This is a genomic window from Vibrio nereis NBRC 15637 (genome assembly GCF_001591105.1).
Classification (GTDB): Bacteria; Pseudomonadota; Gammaproteobacteria; order Enterobacterales; family Vibrionaceae; genus Vibrio; species Vibrio nereis.
In genome coordinates, this window is record NZ_BCUD01000005.1 from 111,152 (window position 1) to 130,349 (window position 19,198).

Annotated in this window: 15 protein-coding genes and 1 other RNA gene; 9 read left to right on the forward strand and 7 right to left on the reverse strand. The window is 45.2% G+C overall.

All coding sequences use genetic code 11. The annotated features are described in order from the left end of the window. Window positions 1–82: 82 nt before the first annotated feature. Window positions 83–526: a type IV pilin protein gene (locus tag VNE01S_RS07380; protein ID WP_053395233.1), complete on the forward strand. Its 444-nt coding sequence runs from the start codon at window positions 83–85 to the stop codon at window positions 524–526. 103 nt (window positions 527–629) lie between these two features. On the opposite strand, the gene dnaJ is transcribed toward VNE01S_RS07380, so the two are convergent. The 4 genes from dnaJ to grpE form a co-directional block, all read right to left on the reverse strand. Continuing rightward, window positions 630–1,775 carry a molecular chaperone DnaJ gene (dnaJ, locus tag VNE01S_RS07385; RefSeq protein ID WP_053395234.1) on the reverse strand — a complete coding sequence of 382 codons (1,146 nt, stop codon included), beginning with the start codon at window positions 1,773–1,775 and terminating at the stop codon, window positions 630–632. Window positions 1,776–1,980: 205 nt separating this feature from the next. After that, the gene (gene dnaK, locus VNE01S_RS07390) at window positions 1,981–3,894 is read right to left on the reverse strand and encodes a molecular chaperone DnaK (RefSeq protein WP_053395235.1); all 1,914 of its coding nucleotides are present in this window, start codon (window positions 3,892–3,894) and stop codon (window positions 1,981–1,983) included. 322 nt (window positions 3,895–4,216) lie between these two features. Then, entirely contained in the window at window positions 4,217–5,494 is a 1,278-nt protein-coding gene (locus VNE01S_RS07395) for a dicarboxylate/amino acid:cation symporter (RefSeq protein WP_053395236.1), read from the reverse strand. A gap of 285 nt (window positions 5,495–5,779) precedes the next feature. Continuing rightward, a complete protein-coding gene (grpE, locus tag VNE01S_RS07400; RefSeq protein WP_053395237.1) occupies window positions 5,780–6,379 on the reverse strand; it encodes a nucleotide exchange factor GrpE in 600 nt (199 codons plus the stop codon). Between the two features lie 143 nt (window positions 6,380–6,522). Here grpE and nadK point away from each other — a divergent pair, with 143 nt between their 5' ends. The 3 genes from nadK (at window position 6,523) to bamE (ending at window position 9,831) form a co-directional block, all read left to right on the forward strand. Further along, window positions 6,523–7,407 carry an NAD(+) kinase gene (gene nadK, locus VNE01S_RS07405; protein ID WP_053395238.1) on the forward strand — a complete coding sequence of 295 codons (885 nt, stop codon included), beginning with the start codon at window positions 6,523–6,525 and terminating at the stop codon, window positions 7,405–7,407. A gap of 214 nt (window positions 7,408–7,621) precedes the next feature. Next, entirely contained in the window at window positions 7,622–9,286 is a 1,665-nt protein-coding gene (recN, locus tag VNE01S_RS07410) for a DNA repair protein RecN (RefSeq protein ID WP_053395239.1), read from the forward strand. 185 nt (window positions 9,287–9,471) lie between these two features. Further along, window positions 9,472–9,831, forward strand: a complete 360-nt coding sequence (bamE, locus tag VNE01S_RS07415) for an outer membrane protein assembly factor BamE (RefSeq protein WP_053395240.1) — start codon at window positions 9,472–9,474, stop codon at window positions 9,829–9,831. 54 nt (window positions 9,832–9,885) lie between these two features. Here the strand turns inward: bamE and VNE01S_RS07420 are convergent, their stop codons facing one another. Continuing rightward, complete coding sequence (locus VNE01S_RS07420) at window positions 9,886–10,233, reverse strand: RnfH family protein (protein WP_053395241.1); 348 nt, start codon at window positions 10,231–10,233, stop codon at window positions 9,886–9,888. Beyond that, window positions 10,223–10,666: an SRPBCC family protein gene (locus VNE01S_RS07425; protein WP_053395242.1), complete on the reverse strand. Its 444-nt coding sequence runs from the start codon at window positions 10,664–10,666 to the stop codon at window positions 10,223–10,225. Before VNE01S_RS07425 ends, VNE01S_RS07420 begins: the two co-directional genes overlap by 11 nt. A 118-nt stretch (window positions 10,667–10,784) precedes the next feature. Between VNE01S_RS07425 and smpB the strand changes: the two genes are divergently transcribed. The 3 genes from smpB (at window position 10,785) to VNE01S_RS07440 (ending at window position 12,915) form a co-directional block, all read left to right on the forward strand. Continuing rightward, entirely contained in the window at window positions 10,785–11,273 is a 489-nt protein-coding gene (gene smpB / locus VNE01S_RS07430; protein ID WP_053395243.1) for an SsrA-binding protein SmpB, read from the forward strand. Window positions 11,274–11,341: 68 nt separating this feature from the next. Next, window positions 11,342–11,709, forward strand: a transfer-messenger RNA (tmRNA) gene (ssrA, locus tag VNE01S_RS07435). A gap of 243 nt (window positions 11,710–11,952) precedes the next feature. Next, window positions 11,953–12,915 carry an L-threonylcarbamoyladenylate synthase gene (locus tag VNE01S_RS07440; protein ID WP_053395244.1) on the forward strand — a complete coding sequence of 321 codons (963 nt, stop codon included), beginning with the start codon at window positions 11,953–11,955 and terminating at the stop codon, window positions 12,913–12,915. Window positions 12,916–12,961: 46 nt separating this feature from the next. Here the strand turns inward: VNE01S_RS07440 and VNE01S_RS07445 are convergent, their stop codons facing one another. Further along, entirely contained in the window at window positions 12,962–15,862 is a 2,901-nt protein-coding gene (locus VNE01S_RS07445; protein ID WP_082331667.1) for a ligand-binding sensor domain-containing diguanylate cyclase, read from the reverse strand. A gap of 351 nt (window positions 15,863–16,213) precedes the next feature. Between VNE01S_RS07445 and VNE01S_RS07450 the strand changes: the two genes are divergently transcribed. Both VNE01S_RS07450 and VNE01S_RS07455 read left to right on the forward strand, forming a co-directional pair. Beyond that, entirely contained in the window at window positions 16,214–17,548 is a 1,335-nt protein-coding gene (locus tag VNE01S_RS07450; protein WP_053395245.1) for an MBL fold metallo-hydrolase, read from the forward strand. A 96-nt stretch (window positions 17,549–17,644) separates the two neighbouring features. Continuing rightward, window positions 17,645–19,186, forward strand: a complete 1,542-nt coding sequence (locus tag VNE01S_RS07455) for a bifunctional GNAT family N-acetyltransferase/carbon-nitrogen hydrolase family protein (protein WP_053395246.1) — start codon at window positions 17,645–17,647, stop codon at window positions 19,184–19,186. The last annotated feature ends 12 nt before the right edge of the window (window positions 19,187–19,198 follow it).

Below are 19,198 nucleotides of genomic sequence, written 5' to 3' on the forward strand. Positions count from 1 at the left end.
TGCAAACAGTGAGATGATGATGAATCAACTTGCATAGATGCTAACAGCTATCAAAAATAGTGTTGTTTTATAAAGAGAAGTAATGGAAATGATTCGAAAAATTTTCTGCAAACCAAGCTTCAGTTGGCAACAAGGTATGACATTGATCGAGTTAATGATCGCGGTTGTTATTGTGGGTGTTTTAGCGGGTATCGCTTACCCCGCTTATACCAACTATGTCAAAGAAGGTCATCGCAAGCAGGCTATGGCGGATATGGCAAAAATTCAGCTATATTTGGAAGAAAAATATAGCCATGGATATACGGCCAATGGAATTGTTAATGCTCAAAAGGTATGTACCACATTTTGTAATGTAGATAGCGATCGCTACAAAATTGTCGTCGAGACGACAGCCAGTGGCTATGCTATTACTGCAACCCCTCAATCAACCAAAGGGCAAAATAGTGATGAATGTGGTGGTAACACCTACACTTCCCTCACTTTAAATGAGAAAGGTATAACATCGCCTAGCGCTTGCTGGAAATAGTAAACCAACACATTCAAATAGGAAATACCATAAATAGTTGCCTGAAATAAGAAAAGACCAGCTAGCTGGTCTTTTCTATATCATCTAATCAATCCAGTTTTGATTAACTGGTCAGATCGTCGAAGAACTTCTTCACACCATTGAAAAAGCCTTCTGACTTAGGCTTATGCTTTGTTGCCGCTTCGCCACCACAAGATTCTTCAAACTCTTTAAGCAGGTCTTTCTGACGTGAGCTCAAGTTGACTGGCGTTTCAACCACTAACTTCACGATCAAGTCACCAATACCGCCACCACGGACACCTTTCACACCTTTACCGCGCATACGGAACATACGCCCTGTCTGCGTTTCTGAAGGTACTTTCAAACTTACGCGGCCATCTAATGTTGGGACTTCAACTTCGCCACCAAGAGCCGCCATCGCGAAGCTTACTGGTACTTCACAGTACAGGTTGTTACCATCACGTTCAAAGATATGGTGTTCTTTCACATGAACTTGTACGTACAAATCACCGGCTGGTGCACCCATTTCTCCTGCTTCACCTTCGCCAGAAAGACGAATGCGATCGCCAGTATCCACACCTGCAGGGATCTTAACATTAAGGGTCTTACTCTTCTGCTTACGACCTTGGCCATGACATACGTTACATGGGTCTTTGATGATCTTACCTTTACCATGACAGGTAGGACAGGTTTGCTGAACAGCAAAGAAGCCCTGACGCATCTGTACTTGCCCATGACCATGACAGGTACCACAGGTTTCTGCAGATGTTCCTTTCTTCGCACCGCTACCATCACAGGTATCACAATGAACCAGTGTCGGGATTTCAATTTCTTTCGATACACCACGAACCGCTTCTTCAAGCGTCAACTCCATGTTGTAACGTAAGTCCGCCCCACGCTGTGCACGCGCCTGGCCACCACCTCGACGGCCACCGCCAAAGATATCACCAAACACATCACCAAAGATGTCACCAAAATCGGCACCGCCTCCACCGAAGCCGCCACCGCCGCCCATACCGCCTTGTTCAAAGGCAGCATGACCGTATTGATCGTACGCTGCTTTTTTCTGAGGATCGGTCAGAACTTCGTACGCTTCTTTTACTTCTTTAAACTTATCCGCAGCAGACTCGTCACCCTGATTGCGGTCTGGGTGGAATTTCATTGCAAGGCGTTTGTACGCCTTCTTGATATCGCGCTCTGATGCATCACGGCTAACGCCTAATACTTCGTAAAAATCACGTTTTGACATTTTCTTCGTCACCAATGTAGTACTGCAAACGGCGGCTGCCGCTTAGTGTTTGTATCGTTTTAGGTAAAAACTTTCAGCCGAAAGTGCTTATCTAGAAAGACATTAGGTTACAAACATGCGGGCGTATGAGTTTCCTCAAACGCCCGCAAAGAGATTCCAATAAGGAGTTAAGCTGAGTAGGCATTCTACCTACTCGGTTATTGGCTTACTTCTTATCGTCTTTAACTTCTTCAAACTCTGCGTCTACAACGTCATCTTGTGCAGATTGTTGTTGAGCGCCAGCTTCAGCACCTTGTTGTGCTTGAGCTTGCTGCTGAGCGATTTCCATTAGTTTTTGAGCTGCAGTCATAAGAGCTTGAACTTTAGCGTCGATGGCTTCTTTATCTTCACCCTTACGAGCTTCTTCTAGCTCAGAGATAGCTGCTTCAATCTTCTCTTTCTCATCAGCTGGAAGAGCTTCACCCGCTTCTTCGATTTGCTTACGAGTACCGTGAATCATTTGGTCAGCTTGGTTACGTGCAGTTGCTAGCTCTTCGAACTTCTTGTCCGCTTCTTTGTTAGCTTCTGCTTCTTGAACCATTTTCTCGATGTCTTCATCGCTTAGACCACCAGATGCCTGGATAGTGATCTTCTGCTCTTTACCAGTCTGCTTGTCTTTCGCTGATACGTGTAGGATACCGTCCGCATCTAGGTCGAAAGTTACTTCAATTTGTGGCATGCCACGTGGCGCAGGCTGGATGCCTTCTAGGTTGAATTGACCTAGAGACTTGTTGTACATCGCTTGCTTACGCTCACCTTGAAGAACGTGGATTGTTACCGCGTTCTGGTTGTCTTCTGCAGTAGAGAAAACTTGGTTCGCTTTCGTTGGGATAGTTGTGTTCTTCTCAACTAGCTTAGTCATTACACCACCCATTGTCTCGATACCTAGAGACAGAGGAGTAACGTCTAGTAGAAGTACATCTTTCACATCACCCGCTAGTACACCACCCTGAACTGCAGCACCCATTGCTACTGCTTCGTCTGGGTTTACGTCACGACGTGCTTCTTTACCAAAGAATTCAGCAACTTTTGCTTGAACCATAGGCATACGAGTCTGACCACCTACTAGGATTACGTCAGTGATGTCGTTTACAGATAAGTCAGCGTCAGCTAGCGCAACTTTTAGTGGTTCAAGAGAACGTTGTACTAGGTCTTCAACTAGAGATTCTAGTTTCGCACGAGTCACTTTTACGTTCATGTGCTTAGGACCAGTTGCATCAGCAGTCACGTACGGCAGGTTCACGTCTGTTTGTGAAGTAGAAGAAAGCTCGATTTTCGCTTTTTCTGCTGCTTCTTTAACACGCTGCATTGCTAGTGGATCGTTCTTAAGATCGATACCTTGTTCTTTCTTGAACTCTTCAACTAGGTAGTTGATCATGCGGTTATCGAAGTCTTCACCGCCAAGGTGAGTGTCACCGTTAGTCGCTAGAACTTCAAAAGTTTTCTCGCCTTCAACTTCATCAATCTCGATGATTGAGATATCGAATGTACCACCACCAAGGTCGTATACAGCGATTGTGCGGTCGCCGCCTTTCTTGTCTAGGCCGTAAGCCAGAGCAGCCGCTGTTGGTTCGTTGATGATACGTTTAACTTCTAGACCTGCAATACGGCCAGCATCTTTAGTTGCTTGACGCTGAGCATCGTTAAAGTAAGCAGGAACTGTGATAACTGCGCCAGTTACTTCTTCACCTAGGAAGTCTTCAGCAGTTTTCTTCATTTTCTTAAGTACTTCAGCAGAAACCTGAGGAGCCGCCATTTTTTGGCCTTTCGCTTCTACCCACGCATCACCGTTGTCTGCCTTAACGATTTTGTAAGGCATGATTTCGATGTCACGCTGAACTTCTTCGTCTTCGAAACGACGACCGATAAGACGCTTAATTGCAAATAGCGTGTTTTCTGGGTTTGTTACTGCTTGACGTTTAGCAGGTTGACCTACTAGCGTCTCACCATCTGTGTATGCAATTACCGATGCTGTTGTACGCTCGCCTTCCGCATTTTCGATTACGCGTGGCTTGTCACCGTCTAGTACAGCAACACATGAGTTAGTAGTACCTAAGTCAATACCAATGATTTTACCCATCAGGCTATCTCCGAATAAATTCTATTTTCGTTTTGCTATATCCCCTATGTGGGGATGGAGAATCGGGATTCAACCCTTGCTCACAAACAAAAATAATGTTGTTTGCTTCTCTATGCCCCTTAGATAAGGGCAACAAATAGGTTTTCAAGGGCACAATTAAAAAAAATCCAATTTTTTCCCGAATTAGCCCACTTTTAAGTTACATAATTACAACAGTGCTAGGACTTACTATAGCTAGCTTTTTACTACAGGCCGCCCCCTATAAAAAACAAAAGCGAGGCCAAGCCTCGCTTTTTACTTTCTTTTCAAAGAAAAAGTGACATTAAGCATTCGCTTGCGCGGGTTTCGCGTCTACTTCCACTTCGTCTTTACCAATTTCACCTTCTGTCTTCGCCACAATGGTATTAACCGCTGTGTCACCGACCACGTTTGATGATGTACAGAACATATCGTTAATGCGGTCAACTGCAGCCACAATCGCTAGACCTTCTGGTGGTAAACCTAGTTGGTGAAGAAGTACACCAACCATCACAATACCACCACCTGGAACACCACCTGCACCAACAGACAACAATAGAATGGTTAAGCCAAGAGTAAATACATCTTCTGAGTTAATTGGTTGTCCAAATGCATTAGCAACAAAAATAGTCGCTAGAGTAATGTAGATAGATACGCCTGACATGTTCATCGTCGCACCCAGTGGAACACCAAAGCCAGCTACTGACTTAGACACATTTAGCTTGTCAGTTAGAGTTCGCATAGTGACTGGAATAGTGGCGTTTGAACTTGCTGTTGATAGTGAGAACAAGATCTGCTCACGAGTTGCACGCAAAAACGTTTTTGGTGAAGTGCCTGTCGCTAAACCAACAGCCGTTGGATAGAAAACAAAGATCCAGAACACTAGCATTGCGATAACAAGCGCGACGTATCCAGCTACTGAAAGTAGTGTATGAGCGTCAAGAGTTGCCCCTAGCTGAATCATCAGCGCGAACACACCATATGGCGCTAGGCTCATGACCAAACCAACCAGCTTCATCATCAGCTCATTTGCCATTTTGAACGTGCGAATAGCAGGGCCACCGCGCGAGTCAAGCGCCTGAATGGCAAGACCAGTCAAAATAGCCATAAAGATGATTTGTAGCATGTCACCACTAGCAAACGCCTGAACTGGGTTGCTAGGAACAATGTTCACTACAAGAGAGAAAATGTCTGGCGTTTCTGTTGTCGTCAATTTAACTGTTTCTGAGATCGTTCCAGCCAAGTTTGCATCCGCACCTGGTTGGAAAATCATACCGACAGTCAATGCAGCAGAGATCGCGATGATGGTATTGAAAATGTAAAGAGCAAAAGTTTTCCCACCAAGGCGGCCGAATGCAGTGATATCTTTCAAGTCGACGATACCGCAGACGATAGATACGTATACCAAAGGAACAACCAGCAGTTTAATCAATGATACGAACATACCGCCCGCACCTTCTGCTGCGCCTAGTAGATAAGTATCAAAAAGTGTAATGCCATTAAATAAGTACTGGATCGCTGTACCAAACAATAGGCCAGCAAACAGTCCTATAAAAATTTTACCTGAGAGCGATTTGTCCATTTATAAATCTCCAAATGTTGTGCTCATGTATTTATAATTTTGTAGTTTAATCCGCCCTCAAACTGGGCAGGTGTCAACATAATACACAACAAGATCACAATTAAAAGAAGATATTCACAATAATGTTACATATCTCCTATTGGAAACTAAATCTCTATTAACACTCAGATAGCAATCATTATTTCAAAACAATGATTTATTTCTCTTTTAGTAAACTGGTCTGACTGGATCAAAAAAGAGAGGCCAATGCCTCTCTTTTCAAATTAGTACAGTTTCGAACGGTGCTTATTTAGCAACCATTACCATTGCTGGGCGAATCACTCGGCCGTTTAGCTCATAACCCTTCTGCATTACAAACATTACTGTGTTTGATTCGTGATCTGGGCTTTCTTGAATAGACATAGCCTGATGCATTTCAGGGTTAAATGCCTCACCTTCTGGGTTAATTTCTTTCAAGCCAAACTTCGCCACTGCATCAACAAAGGTTTTATGTGTAAGCTCAACACCTTCCAGAATCGGCTTCACTACTTCAGCTTCGCTATCCGCTGATTGAATAGCACGCTCAAGGTTGTCGATAACTGGCAGTAACTCTTCAGCAAACTTGTTTAATGCGTATTTGCGTGCTTTGTCGATCTCTTGTTCAGTACGACGACGCATATTCTCAACTTCAGCCTTAGCACGAAGTACAGAATCTTTCTGATCTTGCACTTTAGCTTCACTTGAAAGCAACGCTGCTTCTAGCTGAGCAATTTTTGCTTCTTGCTCATCCGCTTCTGTTTCTTCGTTCCATTCGATATCAGCTTCAGTACCTACAACTTCCGCCTCTTGCTCTGCTTCCTGCTGCTGTAGTTCTTCTTCGTTAATTTTTGTTTCTTTGTTGCTCATGATATCTCCAGAATTCAATCTATCTGTGCCAAGCGCTTCACTTACATCACGTTCAGGCACAGAAATATTCGCATAAATAGCTAACTTGCCATTATTATGGGGATGAAGATTATTGATTCAAGCCTATTTAGTGCGGAAAACCTATGAAAAAACCTTTTGAAGTGATCGCCATCATTGGTAAACCACGAAATCAACAGGCCATTCAAACTCATCGAGAGCTATACACCTGGTTAAAGTCTGAAGGTTATCAGGTTTTTATCGACGATAGGTTAATAGAGATTCTAGATGATATACCTGCGGAAGATTTTGCGAGCCTAATCCAGTTGGGCAAAGCCGCCGATTTAGCGATCGTGGTGGGTGGTGATGGCAATATGCTTGGTGCCGCGCGCGTTTTATCACGATTTGATATCTCTGTTATCGGTGTTAACCGAGGCAACTTAGGTTTTCTAACCGATCTAAACCCTGAAGATTTTCAGTCCTCATTACACGCGGTATTAAATGGGGAATACATCGAGGAAGATCGCTTTTTGCTGGAAGCAGAAGTACACCGACATGGTCAAGTTAAAAGCCATAATGCCGCTTTAAATGAAGCCGTCCTTCACCCTGGGCAAATTGCGCATATGATTGAGTTTGAAGTTTACATCGATGAGAGCTTCGCATTTTCGTTGCGCGCCGATGGCTTAATTGTGTCTACACCAACAGGCTCAACGGCATACTCGCTTTCTGGAGGAGGCCCTATTCTTTCCCCGAGCCTAAACGCGCTGTCATTAGTACCGATGTTTCCTCATACACTATCAAGCCGCCCACTGGTGGTCGATAGCAAACGTCGTATTCGATTAGTGGTATCCCCAGATAATCGCGGCACACAGGAAGTAAGTTGTGACGGTCAAGTGTCCCTTCCCGTCTCTCCAGGTGATGAAATACATATTTATCAAAGCCCAAATACACTCAAATTGATTCACCCGAAAGACTACAGTTACTACCACGTCTTGCGTAACAAATTAGGTTGGTCTAGCCGGCTGTTTTAACGCCTTTACAAGAATAGAAATAGGTTGATGCGAACACATCAACCTTTTTTATTTCTGACATATCAAGCCAAGGGAGCGATAAAAACCTACCTTCTTACTAGCTACCTATCAGATATTCCTCACAAAAAAATTTTTAATGCCACCTTTACTGTATAAAGAAACAGTATATACTGACCTTATATACAGTATTGTTCATTTAAACAGGTACAACAAAATGCTGGCTCATTTAAGCGTTAATAATTTTGCTATTGTTAAATCTCTACAGCTGGAGCTATCTAAAGGCATGACTACCATTACTGGTGAAACCGGTGCTGGTAAGTCCATCGCGATCGATGCTCTCGGTTTATGCCTTGGAGGCCGAGCGGAAGCCAGCATGGTTCGTCAAGGAGAAGAAAAGACCGAAGTGAGTGCCGCCTTTTCCCTAGAGAACAACGTTCACGCCACGCGTTGGTTGGAAGACAACGATCTTCTCGACGGGAGTGATTGCATTTTGCGTAGAATTATCAGTAAAGAAGGCCGCTCGCGTGCTTTTATCAATGGAAGCCCTGTCCCTCTTTCTCAGCTGAAAGCGCTTGGGCAACTGCTTATCAATATTCATGGTCAGCATGCTCATCACCAATTAATGAAATCTGAATATCAAATGGCGATGCTCGATCAGTACGCCGGGCACAGTAGCCAGCTAAAAAGCACTCGTAATGCTTACCTACGCTGGCGCCAAGCGGATAATAACCTTAAGCAACTAAAAGAAAACAGCGCTGCTAACCTCGCACAAAAACAGTTGATCGAATACCAAATCAAAGAGTTGAATGAGCTGTCACTGGGAGAAGACGAATATGAAGAGCTTGAACAAGAGCACAAAAGACTCTCCAACAGTGGCGAACTTGCCTCTACCTGCCAGCAGGCCATCGAGCTTATTTACGAAGGTGAAGAAGTTAATGCGCTTGGTATTTTGCAATCAGCCAATCACTCCCTGATCCAACTTGCAGAAATGGATGAATCATTATCAGAGTTGCCTAACATGCTCTCGGAAGCGCTCATTCAGATTGAAGAAGCCAATAATGAACTCCGCGCTTATATGGATAATATCGACGTCGACCCTGCGCGTATGGCCTATGTGGAAGACCGTTTTTCAAAAGTGATGTCGATGGCACGAAAACACCATGTCTTGCCGGAAGAGCTTTACCAGCACCACCAAGATCTATTATCGCAAATCGAGGCACTGGATTGTTCTGATGAGCGTTTGGGCGAGTTAGAGCAAGACGTTGAAGATAAATATCAAGCATTCTTAGTTTCGTCAGAAAAACTGCATAAATCACGTATTCGTTACGCAAAAGAGCTAAACAAACTCATTACAGACAGCATGCACGAGTTAAGCATGGAAAAAGCACAATTCTGTATTGAAGTGAACAATAAAGGTACACACCCATCACCATTAGGTATGGATGACGTCTGCTTCGTTGTTTCGACCAACCCAGGCCAGCCAATGCAGCCAATTGCTAAAGTAGCGTCAGGTGGTGAACTTTCTCGTATTTCATTGGCGATCCAAGTGATCACTGCACAGAAAGTGGACACACCTAGCCTAATCTTTGATGAAGTTGATGTGGGTATCAGTGGCCCTACCGCAGCCGTGGTCGGTAAGATGCTGCGTAAACTCGGGGAGTCCACACAAGTTCTCTGTGTGACTCACCTACCGCAGGTTGCAGGTTGCGGACACCAACAGCTTTTCGTAGCAAAACAAACCAAAGCAGGAAAAACCGAAACACAAATGAATAGGCTGGATAGCGATCAACGTGTCGCTGAGTTAGCTCGATTATTAGGGGGAAGCCAAATCACAGAATCGACCCTAGCTAACGCACGTGAGTTACTGATCGCTGCGTAGCAAGCCCTCTACACAACTTTAAAGTCGAGCCAAAGTTCCAAAAAACGAACTTTTTGGTTCGACTTTGCAACTAAATTCAAAATTCACAGTCTGAATCAATTCAAAACATCATGAGCTTTTTACATTACCGCTCAGCTTGTTTATTATCGGCACAGTTTAAAAACCTCGGTTACAAGAATTTAAGTATGCAACTAACTAAGTGGCTTATCGCACTGCCTTTGGCTATATCTACCCTGACTGGCTGCTCTTTACTTGAGAAGTTGGTGTATCGAATCGATATCAACCAAGGAAATTACGTTGAACAAGAAGCGGTTGAAACGCTGAAGTTTGGCATGACCAAAGAACAGGTACGCTTTGTAATGGGGTCACCAATGCTTGTTGAAAACGGCTACCCTGATACTTGGTACTACATTTACCACCATACCGAAGGACATAAGGATTCAGTACAAAAGAACCTGATTGTGAATTTCAATAACAGTGGCCAGTTAGTTGAAGTGAAAGGCGATTTTCCGGCGAGTTCTGAATTTTTCGAAAGTATCAATTAACTCCCCATCAAATAGAAAAGGTTGGCTCGAATACGCCAACCTTTTTTCTTCCTGCTACTTTCTTAACGGGTTCTGCTTTCCACCCGTAACTGGATCAGCTGCTCCAGAGGCTTTTGCTTGTTCCGCTCTTTTGCGACGAATTTCTTTTGGGTCCGCCAATAATGGACGGTAAATTTCTATACGATCTTTATCACGCACTGTCGCATCTAGCTTAACATTACGGCTAAAAACCCCCACTTTATTCTTAGCCAAGTCAATTTCAGGGTATTGTTCCAAGACGCCCGACTGCTTGATGATCTCTTCCACCGACATGTCTTTATTTACAACCAGAGTATAAACCCGTTGTTCTTCAGGCAGTGCGTACACTACCTCGACATGAATCATATCTGACTCAATACTCATAACACTCATACACCTGTTTTGCGCGCTGAGTAAACGCATTCACCATGTTACTGGTCAACTCGTTAAACACTTTCCCGAAAGCCATCTCGATCATTTTACTTGAAAACTCAAACTCAAGTTTCAGTTCAACCTTACAAGCCTGCTCATCCAGTGCCGTAAAGAACCATCCACCTTTCAGCATCTTAAAGGGACCATCGACCAAGCTCATCACAATCGATTCACCTGGGCTTAATTCATTTGATGTGGTAAATGTTTTACTAATACCCGCCTTAGATACGTCAACAGAAGCAACCATCGCACCTGTACTCGACTCAAGAATACGTGAACCAGAACAACCTGGTAAAAAATCAGGATAACTCGCGACGTCATTGACCAGATTGTACATCTGCTCTGCGCTAAACGACACCAAGGCAGAACGGCTGACTTGCTTCATATTGACTCCTCATAGCAATTGCTTGAACCTCAAGCTGAAGGCAATTTTACTTTTATTTGCACTGAGCGCAAATAAAGGGATTTCATAACGTCATGACTGACCGTATAATGCAACCATTATGGCAAAGAAAAAATCTAAACAAAAAGCGGGTAGCAATACCATCGCTCTAAACAAGAAAGCTCGCCACGAGTATTTCATTGAAGATGAAATTGAAGCAGGCATGGAGCTACAAGGGTGGGAAGTGAAAGCCCTTCGCCAAGGTAAAGCCAATATCGCAGAAAGTTACGTATTTATGCGTGACGGTGAAGCCTTTGTGAGTGGTATGACGATCACTCCTCTAAATCAGGCATCGACACACGTAGTCGCGAATCCGACACGCGTGCGAAAACTACTTATGAGCCGTCGTGAGCTCGATAACTTGCTAGGTCGTATCAACCGAGAAGGTATGACACTCACCGCGCTATCACTATACTGGTCTCGCTCTTGGGTGAAGATTAAGATCGGTGTCGCGAAAGGTAAAAAGCTTCACGATAAACGTACTGACATTAAAGATAGAGATTGGCAGCGTCAGAAAGCTCGCGTAATGAAGAGCAACAACCTGCGCTAATCTTAACCACTTAAACGCATAGTACTAGACAGCGTAGTCTAATCTGGTACTATGCCGAAATAACATTTGGGGCTGATTTAGGATTCGACGGGAATTTTGAAGTCCAAGGTGCATGCCGAGGTGCGGTAGGCCTCGCTAAAAAACCGCAAAAAAATAGTCGCAAACGACGAAAACTACGCACTAGCAGCTTAATAACCTGCTCAGAGCTCTCTCGCCCTAGCTTCCGCACGTAAGACGGGGACCAACGAGGGATCAAACCCAAACGCGCTAGCCCGGATTCTCCCGCCTGAGAGATGAACGGCGAATTATAATTCAGGATAGTCATTCATTAGCGTGTCGGTTCGCAGGTGGGTGGTGAATTTAAAGATCGACTAAGCATGTAGTACCAAAGATGAATGGTTTTCGGACGCGGGTTCAACTCCCGCCAGCTCCACCAAACGTTTGGAAAGGCCGCTAACTCAATGAGTTAGCGGCCTTTTTGTTTACTTGCCTTTTAATTATCGATCATCACTCCTATCGCGACATCATTGACGTTATCAATAGATACAAATCACTCGTAATAAACCATCGCAAATTTATAAAACATGGCTAAAATGAACGCCCTGCTATGGCATTGAGAATGATTCTAACTGCTGTGCACTAGAGCTATACAACGAGTAGTTTTCCTGAGGAAGTCACATTGAACACGCTACACCTTTCAGCAAGCGAGCATAAAGATATTGAACAAGCTAAACAGATTTTGGCTTGTGGTGAACTAGTTGCGATTCCAACCGAAACGGTTTATGGGCTTGCAGCTGACGCTTCAAACCCAGAAGCAGTGAAGAAGATCTTCGCTGCGAAAGGGCGTCCAGCGAACCACCCGTTAATCGTTCATATTGGCAGTGCTGAGCAACTGACTGATTGGGCGAGTGATATTCCAGCCGAAGCATACGCTATTGCAGAAGCTTACTGGCCCGGTCCCGTCACATTGCTATTGAACAAAGCGCCTCAGGCTACGCCAGTAGTGACGGGTGGTTTAGACACGATCGGTATTCGCATGCCAGCGCACGATGTCTTCAGCACACTATTGAAATCTTCGGGCATGGCAGTCGCTGCACCTTCAGCGAACCCATATAAAAAACTGAGCCCAACGTCTGCTGAGCATGTACTCAACTCATTGGGCGGAAAAATTGCAGCCGTATTAGACGGTGGTGATTGTGCTCACGGCTTAGAATCGACCATTATCGACTTAACAGAAAAGCCATATCGCATTTTAAGAACAGGCCCAATTACAGCGGCTCAATTGTCTGAAACGCTGGGTGAAGAGGTTCTGTCTCCTAAAGCCCATACCGTTTCGGTTCCAGGTAACGTAACGAGCCACTATCAGCCAAACACACGAGTGCGCTTGGTCGATGCAGAGAATATAGAGTTTCCTAGCGAGAAGAAAATCGCCTATCTACACTTAACGCCAATCATTGGTAGCAGCCCAGAAAAAACAAAAAAGATGCCTGAAGAAGTGGGAGCATATTCCCATGCGCTTTATCGTTCGCTGGATGAAGCGGATAAATGGGGCTGCGATGAAATATGGGTAGAGCGCCCGCCACTCGATGAGAGTTGGTTTGCAGTGCACGACCGTTTGAATCGTGCACAATCAAAACTCTAATTGATTATCATTGGAAGTTGGAGCCCGCCCTAATAGGCTCCAACTCTTACCCTATTAAGGATGCATTTTGCGAGCCATGCATTTCGACTCGGTTACGCCCATTGCGTTTTGCCTTTAACAGTGCATGATCAGCATTCTTAACCGCATCTTCGTAACTGTGTGTCCCTTCACTACTTGAAATACCAATACTCACCGTCATGGCTAAGCCATGTGCCACATGATTAAAGTCCGAGTTCGCTATTTGATCTCTCAAGCCATCAAAGTACTCATAAACATCGTCACCTTCATACATCATGGTAAATTCCTCCCCACCCCAGCGCGAGACTTGGGACTTGTCCTCTGCGTACTCGGCTAAGATACGGGCGATCGCAACAACCGCTTTATCACCAACAATATGTGAATACTGATCGTTTATCTTCTTGAAAAAATCGATATCAATAATCGCGATATAAAACTCGCTTCCTTGGGAATGGGCTTGATTGAATGCTTCACTCAGCTGGAGATCAAACGCTCGTCGATTAGGCAACTTGGTCAGCGCATCCTCGTTGGACAACAATTCAAATTTTTCCGCCTGCGCTCTTAACTCTTGTGTCTGCACAGACACCAATTCTTTCAGTTTGCGCTCGTTAAGTTCCAATTTGTGAATTCGAAAACGGATAGCCGATCCCATAACCAACAACATGAATGCGGCCGCTGCTACCCTGACATCCATTCGCTGCCAAAAGCTAGGTTCAACAGTAAACGTATACAAAGGTAATGTTTGTTGCCATTCACCGTATGGGTAACGAGCGCTAAGCAGAAACGTGTACTCTCCCGGTGGCAAGTTTGTATACTCTGCAGTACTCGCATTAGCGCGATATTCCCAGTTTTCATCAAACCCTTCGAGCTTCGTTCTATATTGTAAACGCTCCGGCATGACGTACCCTAATCCGACATACGAAAGCGAAATACGGTTGATTGTCGCTGGTACTTGATAGGTAAGATCTTGATTAATGATATTGGAGTCAAACGAGACTGACTCCAGTACCACGGGAAAATGATACTGACTGATGGCAGATAGGCGCTCGGGGTCAATCGTAGCCACCCCTTTAGCCGTCGCAAAGTAAATTGTGCCACTATTCGACTTTATCGCTGCTGGGTTAGAGCCACCGTTGGCCTGACTGCTCGCCATACCGTCATCTTGGTCATAATGTTCAAACTCGATTTTGTCTAGCGCTCCATCAGCCACCTCGTGAGCCTGATCATAACGAATCCGCCATATGCCGCGATTACTTGAAAGCCAAAGATACCCTTTGTCGTCATGCACAATTTGGAAAAACTTGTCTATCGGTAAGCCTTGTGGCTTACCCACTAACGACATAAAACCATCATCTTGTCGATAACGCACAATACCGCGATCAGTGGCTATCCACACATATCCCTTTTCGACATAAAAACCGAAAGCATACTGCGCTTGCTCGAGTTCTTTCATATCTAGGGAAATAACTTGTCCATCTTGAAGGTAGCTAACACCAACACCCGTACCAATCCAAATTTTACCCCACTCATCCTCTGCTATAGCCATGACATAGTTGCCTATTAACCCATCATGCTCTTGAGTAAAACGGCGAATCTCTCCTGTTGGTGGGCGGCGTATAAGCCCTGCTGGCCCTCCTAGCCAAAGGTTCCCCTGGCTATCTTCTAAGATCGCCCTGACTTCGTTTGTTGGTAAACCATTCGTTGCATCGAGCACATTGGATAAGTAGCCATCTTGGTATTTAAGCAGCCCGTGTTGGGAGGTTCCGACCCAAACACCGCCCGCTTTGGCATGAGCCAAACTGAGCACAGACTGTGATTTGGGTACAGCCGTCCCTTCATAGCCATCGTGATAACTCACCACACTTAAACCGTTACTAGTCCCGACCAATAACTGTTCATCTTCCATCTCCAAAATGGTACGAACATAATTACCCGCAAGACCTTTTCTTGTCGTGATAGAGACAAATGGCGCCTCCCTAAGCAGCGCCACGCCACCATTAGTTCCAATCCAGATACCACCTTCCATATCTTCAAACCAGGAAAGTACCCGGTTATTGGGTAAGCCTTTGCTGACATCAAAAAACTCCAATCCGACTTGGCTGATGCGCGCGATCCCATCATTAATGGTGCCAAGCCAAATATTGCCAGACTTATCTTCTTCAATCACAGTGACAGCAATATTTTTCAGCTGCTCGTTGAGTGGTTGGAGAGAAGTACCATCCCAATGCCAAGCACCATTATTGGTGCCCAGCAGAACGCCATTACTCTGAGAGGCAGAGACGTACATCACTTGCTTGAACTGCGAGTTTTCGACCCTAGATGCGATTCCATCACGGATTCGATACAAGCCATTGTCCGTCGCAATGAACAGGCCACCAGCTGAGTCTTGAGCCACACGATAAGCACTGAGGTTTTGCAGTACCCACTGGTCCTCACCATATTGCCCTTCGCCAAGATACGGGCGGAAAGCAAGGCCTTTACCCTGAATCGAAAGCCATAGATTTTGTTGGTCATCGAGGTAAATATGATTCACTAAACTTTGTACAGCTCTTTGAGGGTGCCATAACGCTCCTTGCCTGAGTACAAAGCTACCTCGGGCTCCCCCAACGTATAATTTATTATCGCTGTCAGTGGTTAAGGCTCTCGCTCCGGAGTCAAGCATATGGGTACTTGGGCTTCGATCAAACAACTTAAAGTCGAGACCATTGTATCGGGCGACACCTTCCCAAGTTGCAAACCAAAGGTAGCCATCTTCCGTCTGTGTAATCGCGTTAACACTATTGTGAGGCAGTCCATCGTTCGAGTTCCACGTTTCCAGGTAGTAATCGGACAGTAACGTAGGCTGGGCGACCACGTAAAAAGGCAAACAAAGGGCCGCAAAAATACTGAAACGCTGCAATAACGCAAACAACCACTTATGTATATTCATGTAAGAGTCGCCTTCTCCCGAGCTCTAAATTTCATTGTATAAAACACCTCAATCATAAGGGGAATATAAGTTATCTCTTAAAGAGCAACAATATGCACCACCAATGATTGATAGGATGAATAGTCCTAATCAGCAGGCATGTGATAGTGATCTCTCTTCCAACTATTTTCCGTGTCAAATAACGATGACAGTGAAACTCAATTGACTGTTTCTCTTCCGCGTTTGCAACGTCACTTTTGTAGCAAGCGATGAGTTATCTGAGCCAGAAACTCTCCTCTATCGCAGTTTACGCTTGTCGCGTGTGATACAACTGAGGCAAATATTGCGTTTAATCTCGATTATGGAGTGCATATGGAAGTCATACACCACGGCGGAAAAAACACCATCACTGGATCTTGTCATGAACTACGGGCAGGACGCCAATCGATCCTCATTGACTGCGGTATATTTCAAGGCGAAGACGCACGCCCCGTCGAGATTGACTTCACCACCAGCCTGATCGATGCACTGCTGCTCACACATACGCACATCGACCACATCGGCCGCCTACCTTGGTTACTTGCAGCGGGGTTCAATCAGCCCATTTATTGCAGCAAGGCCACTGCAGAACTCGTCCCTTTAATGCTGGAAGATGGTCTGCGAATTCAATTGGGCCTAGCCTCTCGAGAAATAAACCAAATCATAAAGAACATCAATAAACTGATTCATCCGAAACGTTATGGAGAGTGGTTTGCCCTACCTTCAAAAATCTCACAGCAGCCACAACCAGATACGCTATTTGCTCGCTTTCAACCAGCTGGCCACATTCTCGGTTCAGCCTACATTGAAATCCGCTTACCCAATCAAGAGATCATGGTGTTTTCCGGAGATTTAGGGCCGAGTAATACACCTTTACTGCCCGACCCTATGCCACCCGAGCGAGCGGACTACCTTTACATTGAGAGTACTTACGGTGATTCTGAGCACGAAGATATAACAACCCGAGCGGATCGCCTCAAAGCCATTATTGACCATTCACTGACTGACGGCGGAGCAATACTTATCCCCGCATTTAGTATTGGCCGAACCCAAGAACTGCTATTCGATATTGAACAGCTGCTACACACGCATCAACTGGACGCAAACATCCCCATTATTTTGGACTCTCCGATGGCAATGCGCGTCACTGAGTCTTACCGCCGTTTTAAACAGCTATGGGGGGAAGAAGCCAAAGAGCGACTCAATATGAAACGTCATCCATTGGCTTTCAAGCAGTGCATTACGGTTGATGACCACCGTTATCACCTGAAGTTAGTCAATCGACTCAAATCAACAGGCGAGCCCGCTATTGTGGTGGCGGCTTCTGGCATGTGCCAAGGCGGACGTATCATGGATTACTTAAAAGCCCTGCTCCCCGACGAGCGAACTGACGTCATTATTGCGGGTTATCAGGCAGAGGGGACACTAGGCAAAGATATCCAAGCTGGCGCTCATCTGGTCGATATTGATATGGAAGAAGTGGAAATTAAGGCACAAATACACACAATGTCTGGCTACTCTGCCCATGCTGACCAGCACGATCTGATTCAGTTTATTGAAGGTATTCCAAACAAGCCTAAATCTATTCACCTCATCCATGGGGAACCGAGTAGCCAAGCCATTTTCGCCAAGCTGCTAAGAGATAAAGGCTACACGGTGGAAGAGTAAACCGTTCTATCACAAGAGCGAACTGCTATGATTATGAACAATAAGTGATTTATGGCATGCTGTATTCGGCAGTACAAATAGATGGACAATGTAGTAATGGATAACAATACCCCTAAACTCTCCCTTAGAACGATTGAAGCTGGGGATTACCCAGAGCTCGCGCAGCTAATGGATCTAGTATTTCACGATGTGGGCGGCTCCTGGCCACGAATGACCATCATGGATCTCATTCACCAGTTTCCTGACGGCCAAATATGCATCGAAGACAACGGTAAAATCGTCGGTGCCGCACTGACGATTAAAGTGGATTACAACCGCTTCTCTCTCCCTCATGTGTATACCGATATCATCACTGAAAATAATGTCATTCAAAATCAGGTGACTGGGGATGCCATGTATGGCCTGGATGTGTTTGTACACCCAGACTACCGTGGTTTGCGCTTAGGCCGCCGACTCTATGATGCGCGTAAAGAGTTGTGTCGTAGCAAGAACTTTAAAGCAATACTGGCGGGTGGCCGTATTCCCAATTACCACAATTATTCGGATAAGCTCAGCGTCACTGAGTACATTGACAAAGTAAAACGCCGAGAGTTACATGACCCGATCTTGTCTTTTCAGCTCGCGAACGACTTTGATGTCAAACGCTTAATGCGCAACTACCTTCCCGAAGATGACGCGTCGCAAGGCTACGCAACCTTGCTCGAATGGGATAACTTCTTTTATGAAGAAGACATTCAATCAGTGCACGACATAGAAAAAACGCTGGTGCGGATTGGCGTTGTGCAGTGGCAGATGCGCGCCATGCGAGATCTGGATGATTTAATGGATCAAGCCGAGTTTTTTGTCTCGTCCCTCTCCAATTACAAAGCGGATTTTGCGCTGTTTCCGGAGTTTTTCAACGCCCCGCTAATGGGCATGCAAAAAGGGCAAAACTCGGTTGAAGCAATTCGTTTTCTGGCTGGTTTTAGTGAAGAGCTTAAAAGCCGCTTTTCACAAATGGCGGTTACGTACAACATTAATATTATCGCGGGCAGTGTGCCGGTAATTGAAAATGAAAAGCTGTACAACGTTTCTTACCTCTTACAGCGTGACGGTACAATTAACGAACAATATAAGATCCACATTACCCCTCACGAAGAGCGAGACTGGGTCATTGATGGTGGTGATAACGTTAAAGTCTTTGATACCGATGCAGGCCGCGTTGGTATTTTGATTTGTTACGACAGTGAGTTCCCTGAGTTGGGTAGGATGATGGCAGAGCAAGATGTGCAGATCATTTTTGTCCCGTTCTGGACAGACACTAAAAATGGCTACCAACGCGTCCGCATTTGCTCACAAGCGCGCGCGATCGAAAACGAATGTTACGTCGCGATTGGTGGCAGTGTGGGCAATTTGCCGCGAGTAGATAATGTCGATATTCAGTACGCGCAATCCGCCGTATTTTCTCCGTCAGACATCTACTTCCCACATGATGCGACGCTAACTGAAGCCAGTGCCAACACGGAAATGATCATCTTTGCCGACGTCGACTTAACCAAGCTGAAGCAATTAAATACCGAAGGTTCTGTGACTAACCTGAAACACCGCCGCAAAGACATTTATGGTGAGTTTATCAAGCCTGAAGCCAGCAGCAGTTAACCCCTCACCAGA

Coding starts and splice junctions, on each gene's coding strand:
- VNE01S_RS07445 (WP_082331667.1), bottom strand. CDS start 15,862: ATGAATATACATAAGTGGTTGTTTGCGTTATTGCAGCGTTTCAGTATT.
- nadK (WP_053395238.1), top strand. CDS start 6,523: ATGAAAAAACCTTTTGAAGTGATCGCCATCATTGGTAAACCACGAAAT.
- smpB (WP_053395243.1), top strand. CDS start 10,785: ATGGCAAAGAAAAAATCTAAACAAAAAGCGGGTAGCAATACCATCGCT.
- recN (WP_053395239.1), top strand. CDS start 7,622: ATGCTGGCTCATTTAAGCGTTAATAATTTTGCTATTGTTAAATCTCTA.
- VNE01S_RS07380 (WP_053395233.1), top strand. CDS start 83: ATGGAAATGATTCGAAAAATTTTCTGCAAACCAAGCTTCAGTTGGCAA.
- dnaJ (WP_053395234.1), bottom strand. CDS start 1,775: ATGTCAAAACGTGATTTTTACGAAGTATTAGGCGTTAGCCGTGATGCA.
- VNE01S_RS07450 (WP_053395245.1), top strand. CDS start 16,214: ATGGAAGTCATACACCACGGCGGAAAAAACACCATCACTGGATCTTGT.
- VNE01S_RS07420 (WP_053395241.1), bottom strand. CDS start 10,233: ATGAGTATTGAGTCAGATATGATTCATGTCGAGGTAGTGTACGCACTG.
- VNE01S_RS07395 (WP_053395236.1), bottom strand. CDS start 5,494: ATGGACAAATCGCTCTCAGGTAAAATTTTTATAGGACTGTTTGCTGGC.
- VNE01S_RS07455 (WP_053395246.1), top strand. CDS start 17,645: ATGGATAACAATACCCCTAAACTCTCCCTTAGAACGATTGAAGCTGGG.
- grpE (WP_053395237.1), bottom strand. CDS start 6,379: ATGAGCAACAAAGAAACAAAAATTAACGAAGAAGAACTACAGCAGCAG.
- bamE (WP_053395240.1), top strand. CDS start 9,472: ATGCAACTAACTAAGTGGCTTATCGCACTGCCTTTGGCTATATCTACC.
- dnaK (WP_053395235.1), bottom strand. CDS start 3,894: ATGGGTAAAATCATTGGTATTGACTTAGGTACTACTAACTCATGTGTT.
- VNE01S_RS07425 (WP_053395242.1), bottom strand. CDS start 10,666: ATGAAGCAAGTCAGCCGTTCTGCCTTGGTGTCGTTTAGCGCAGAGCAG.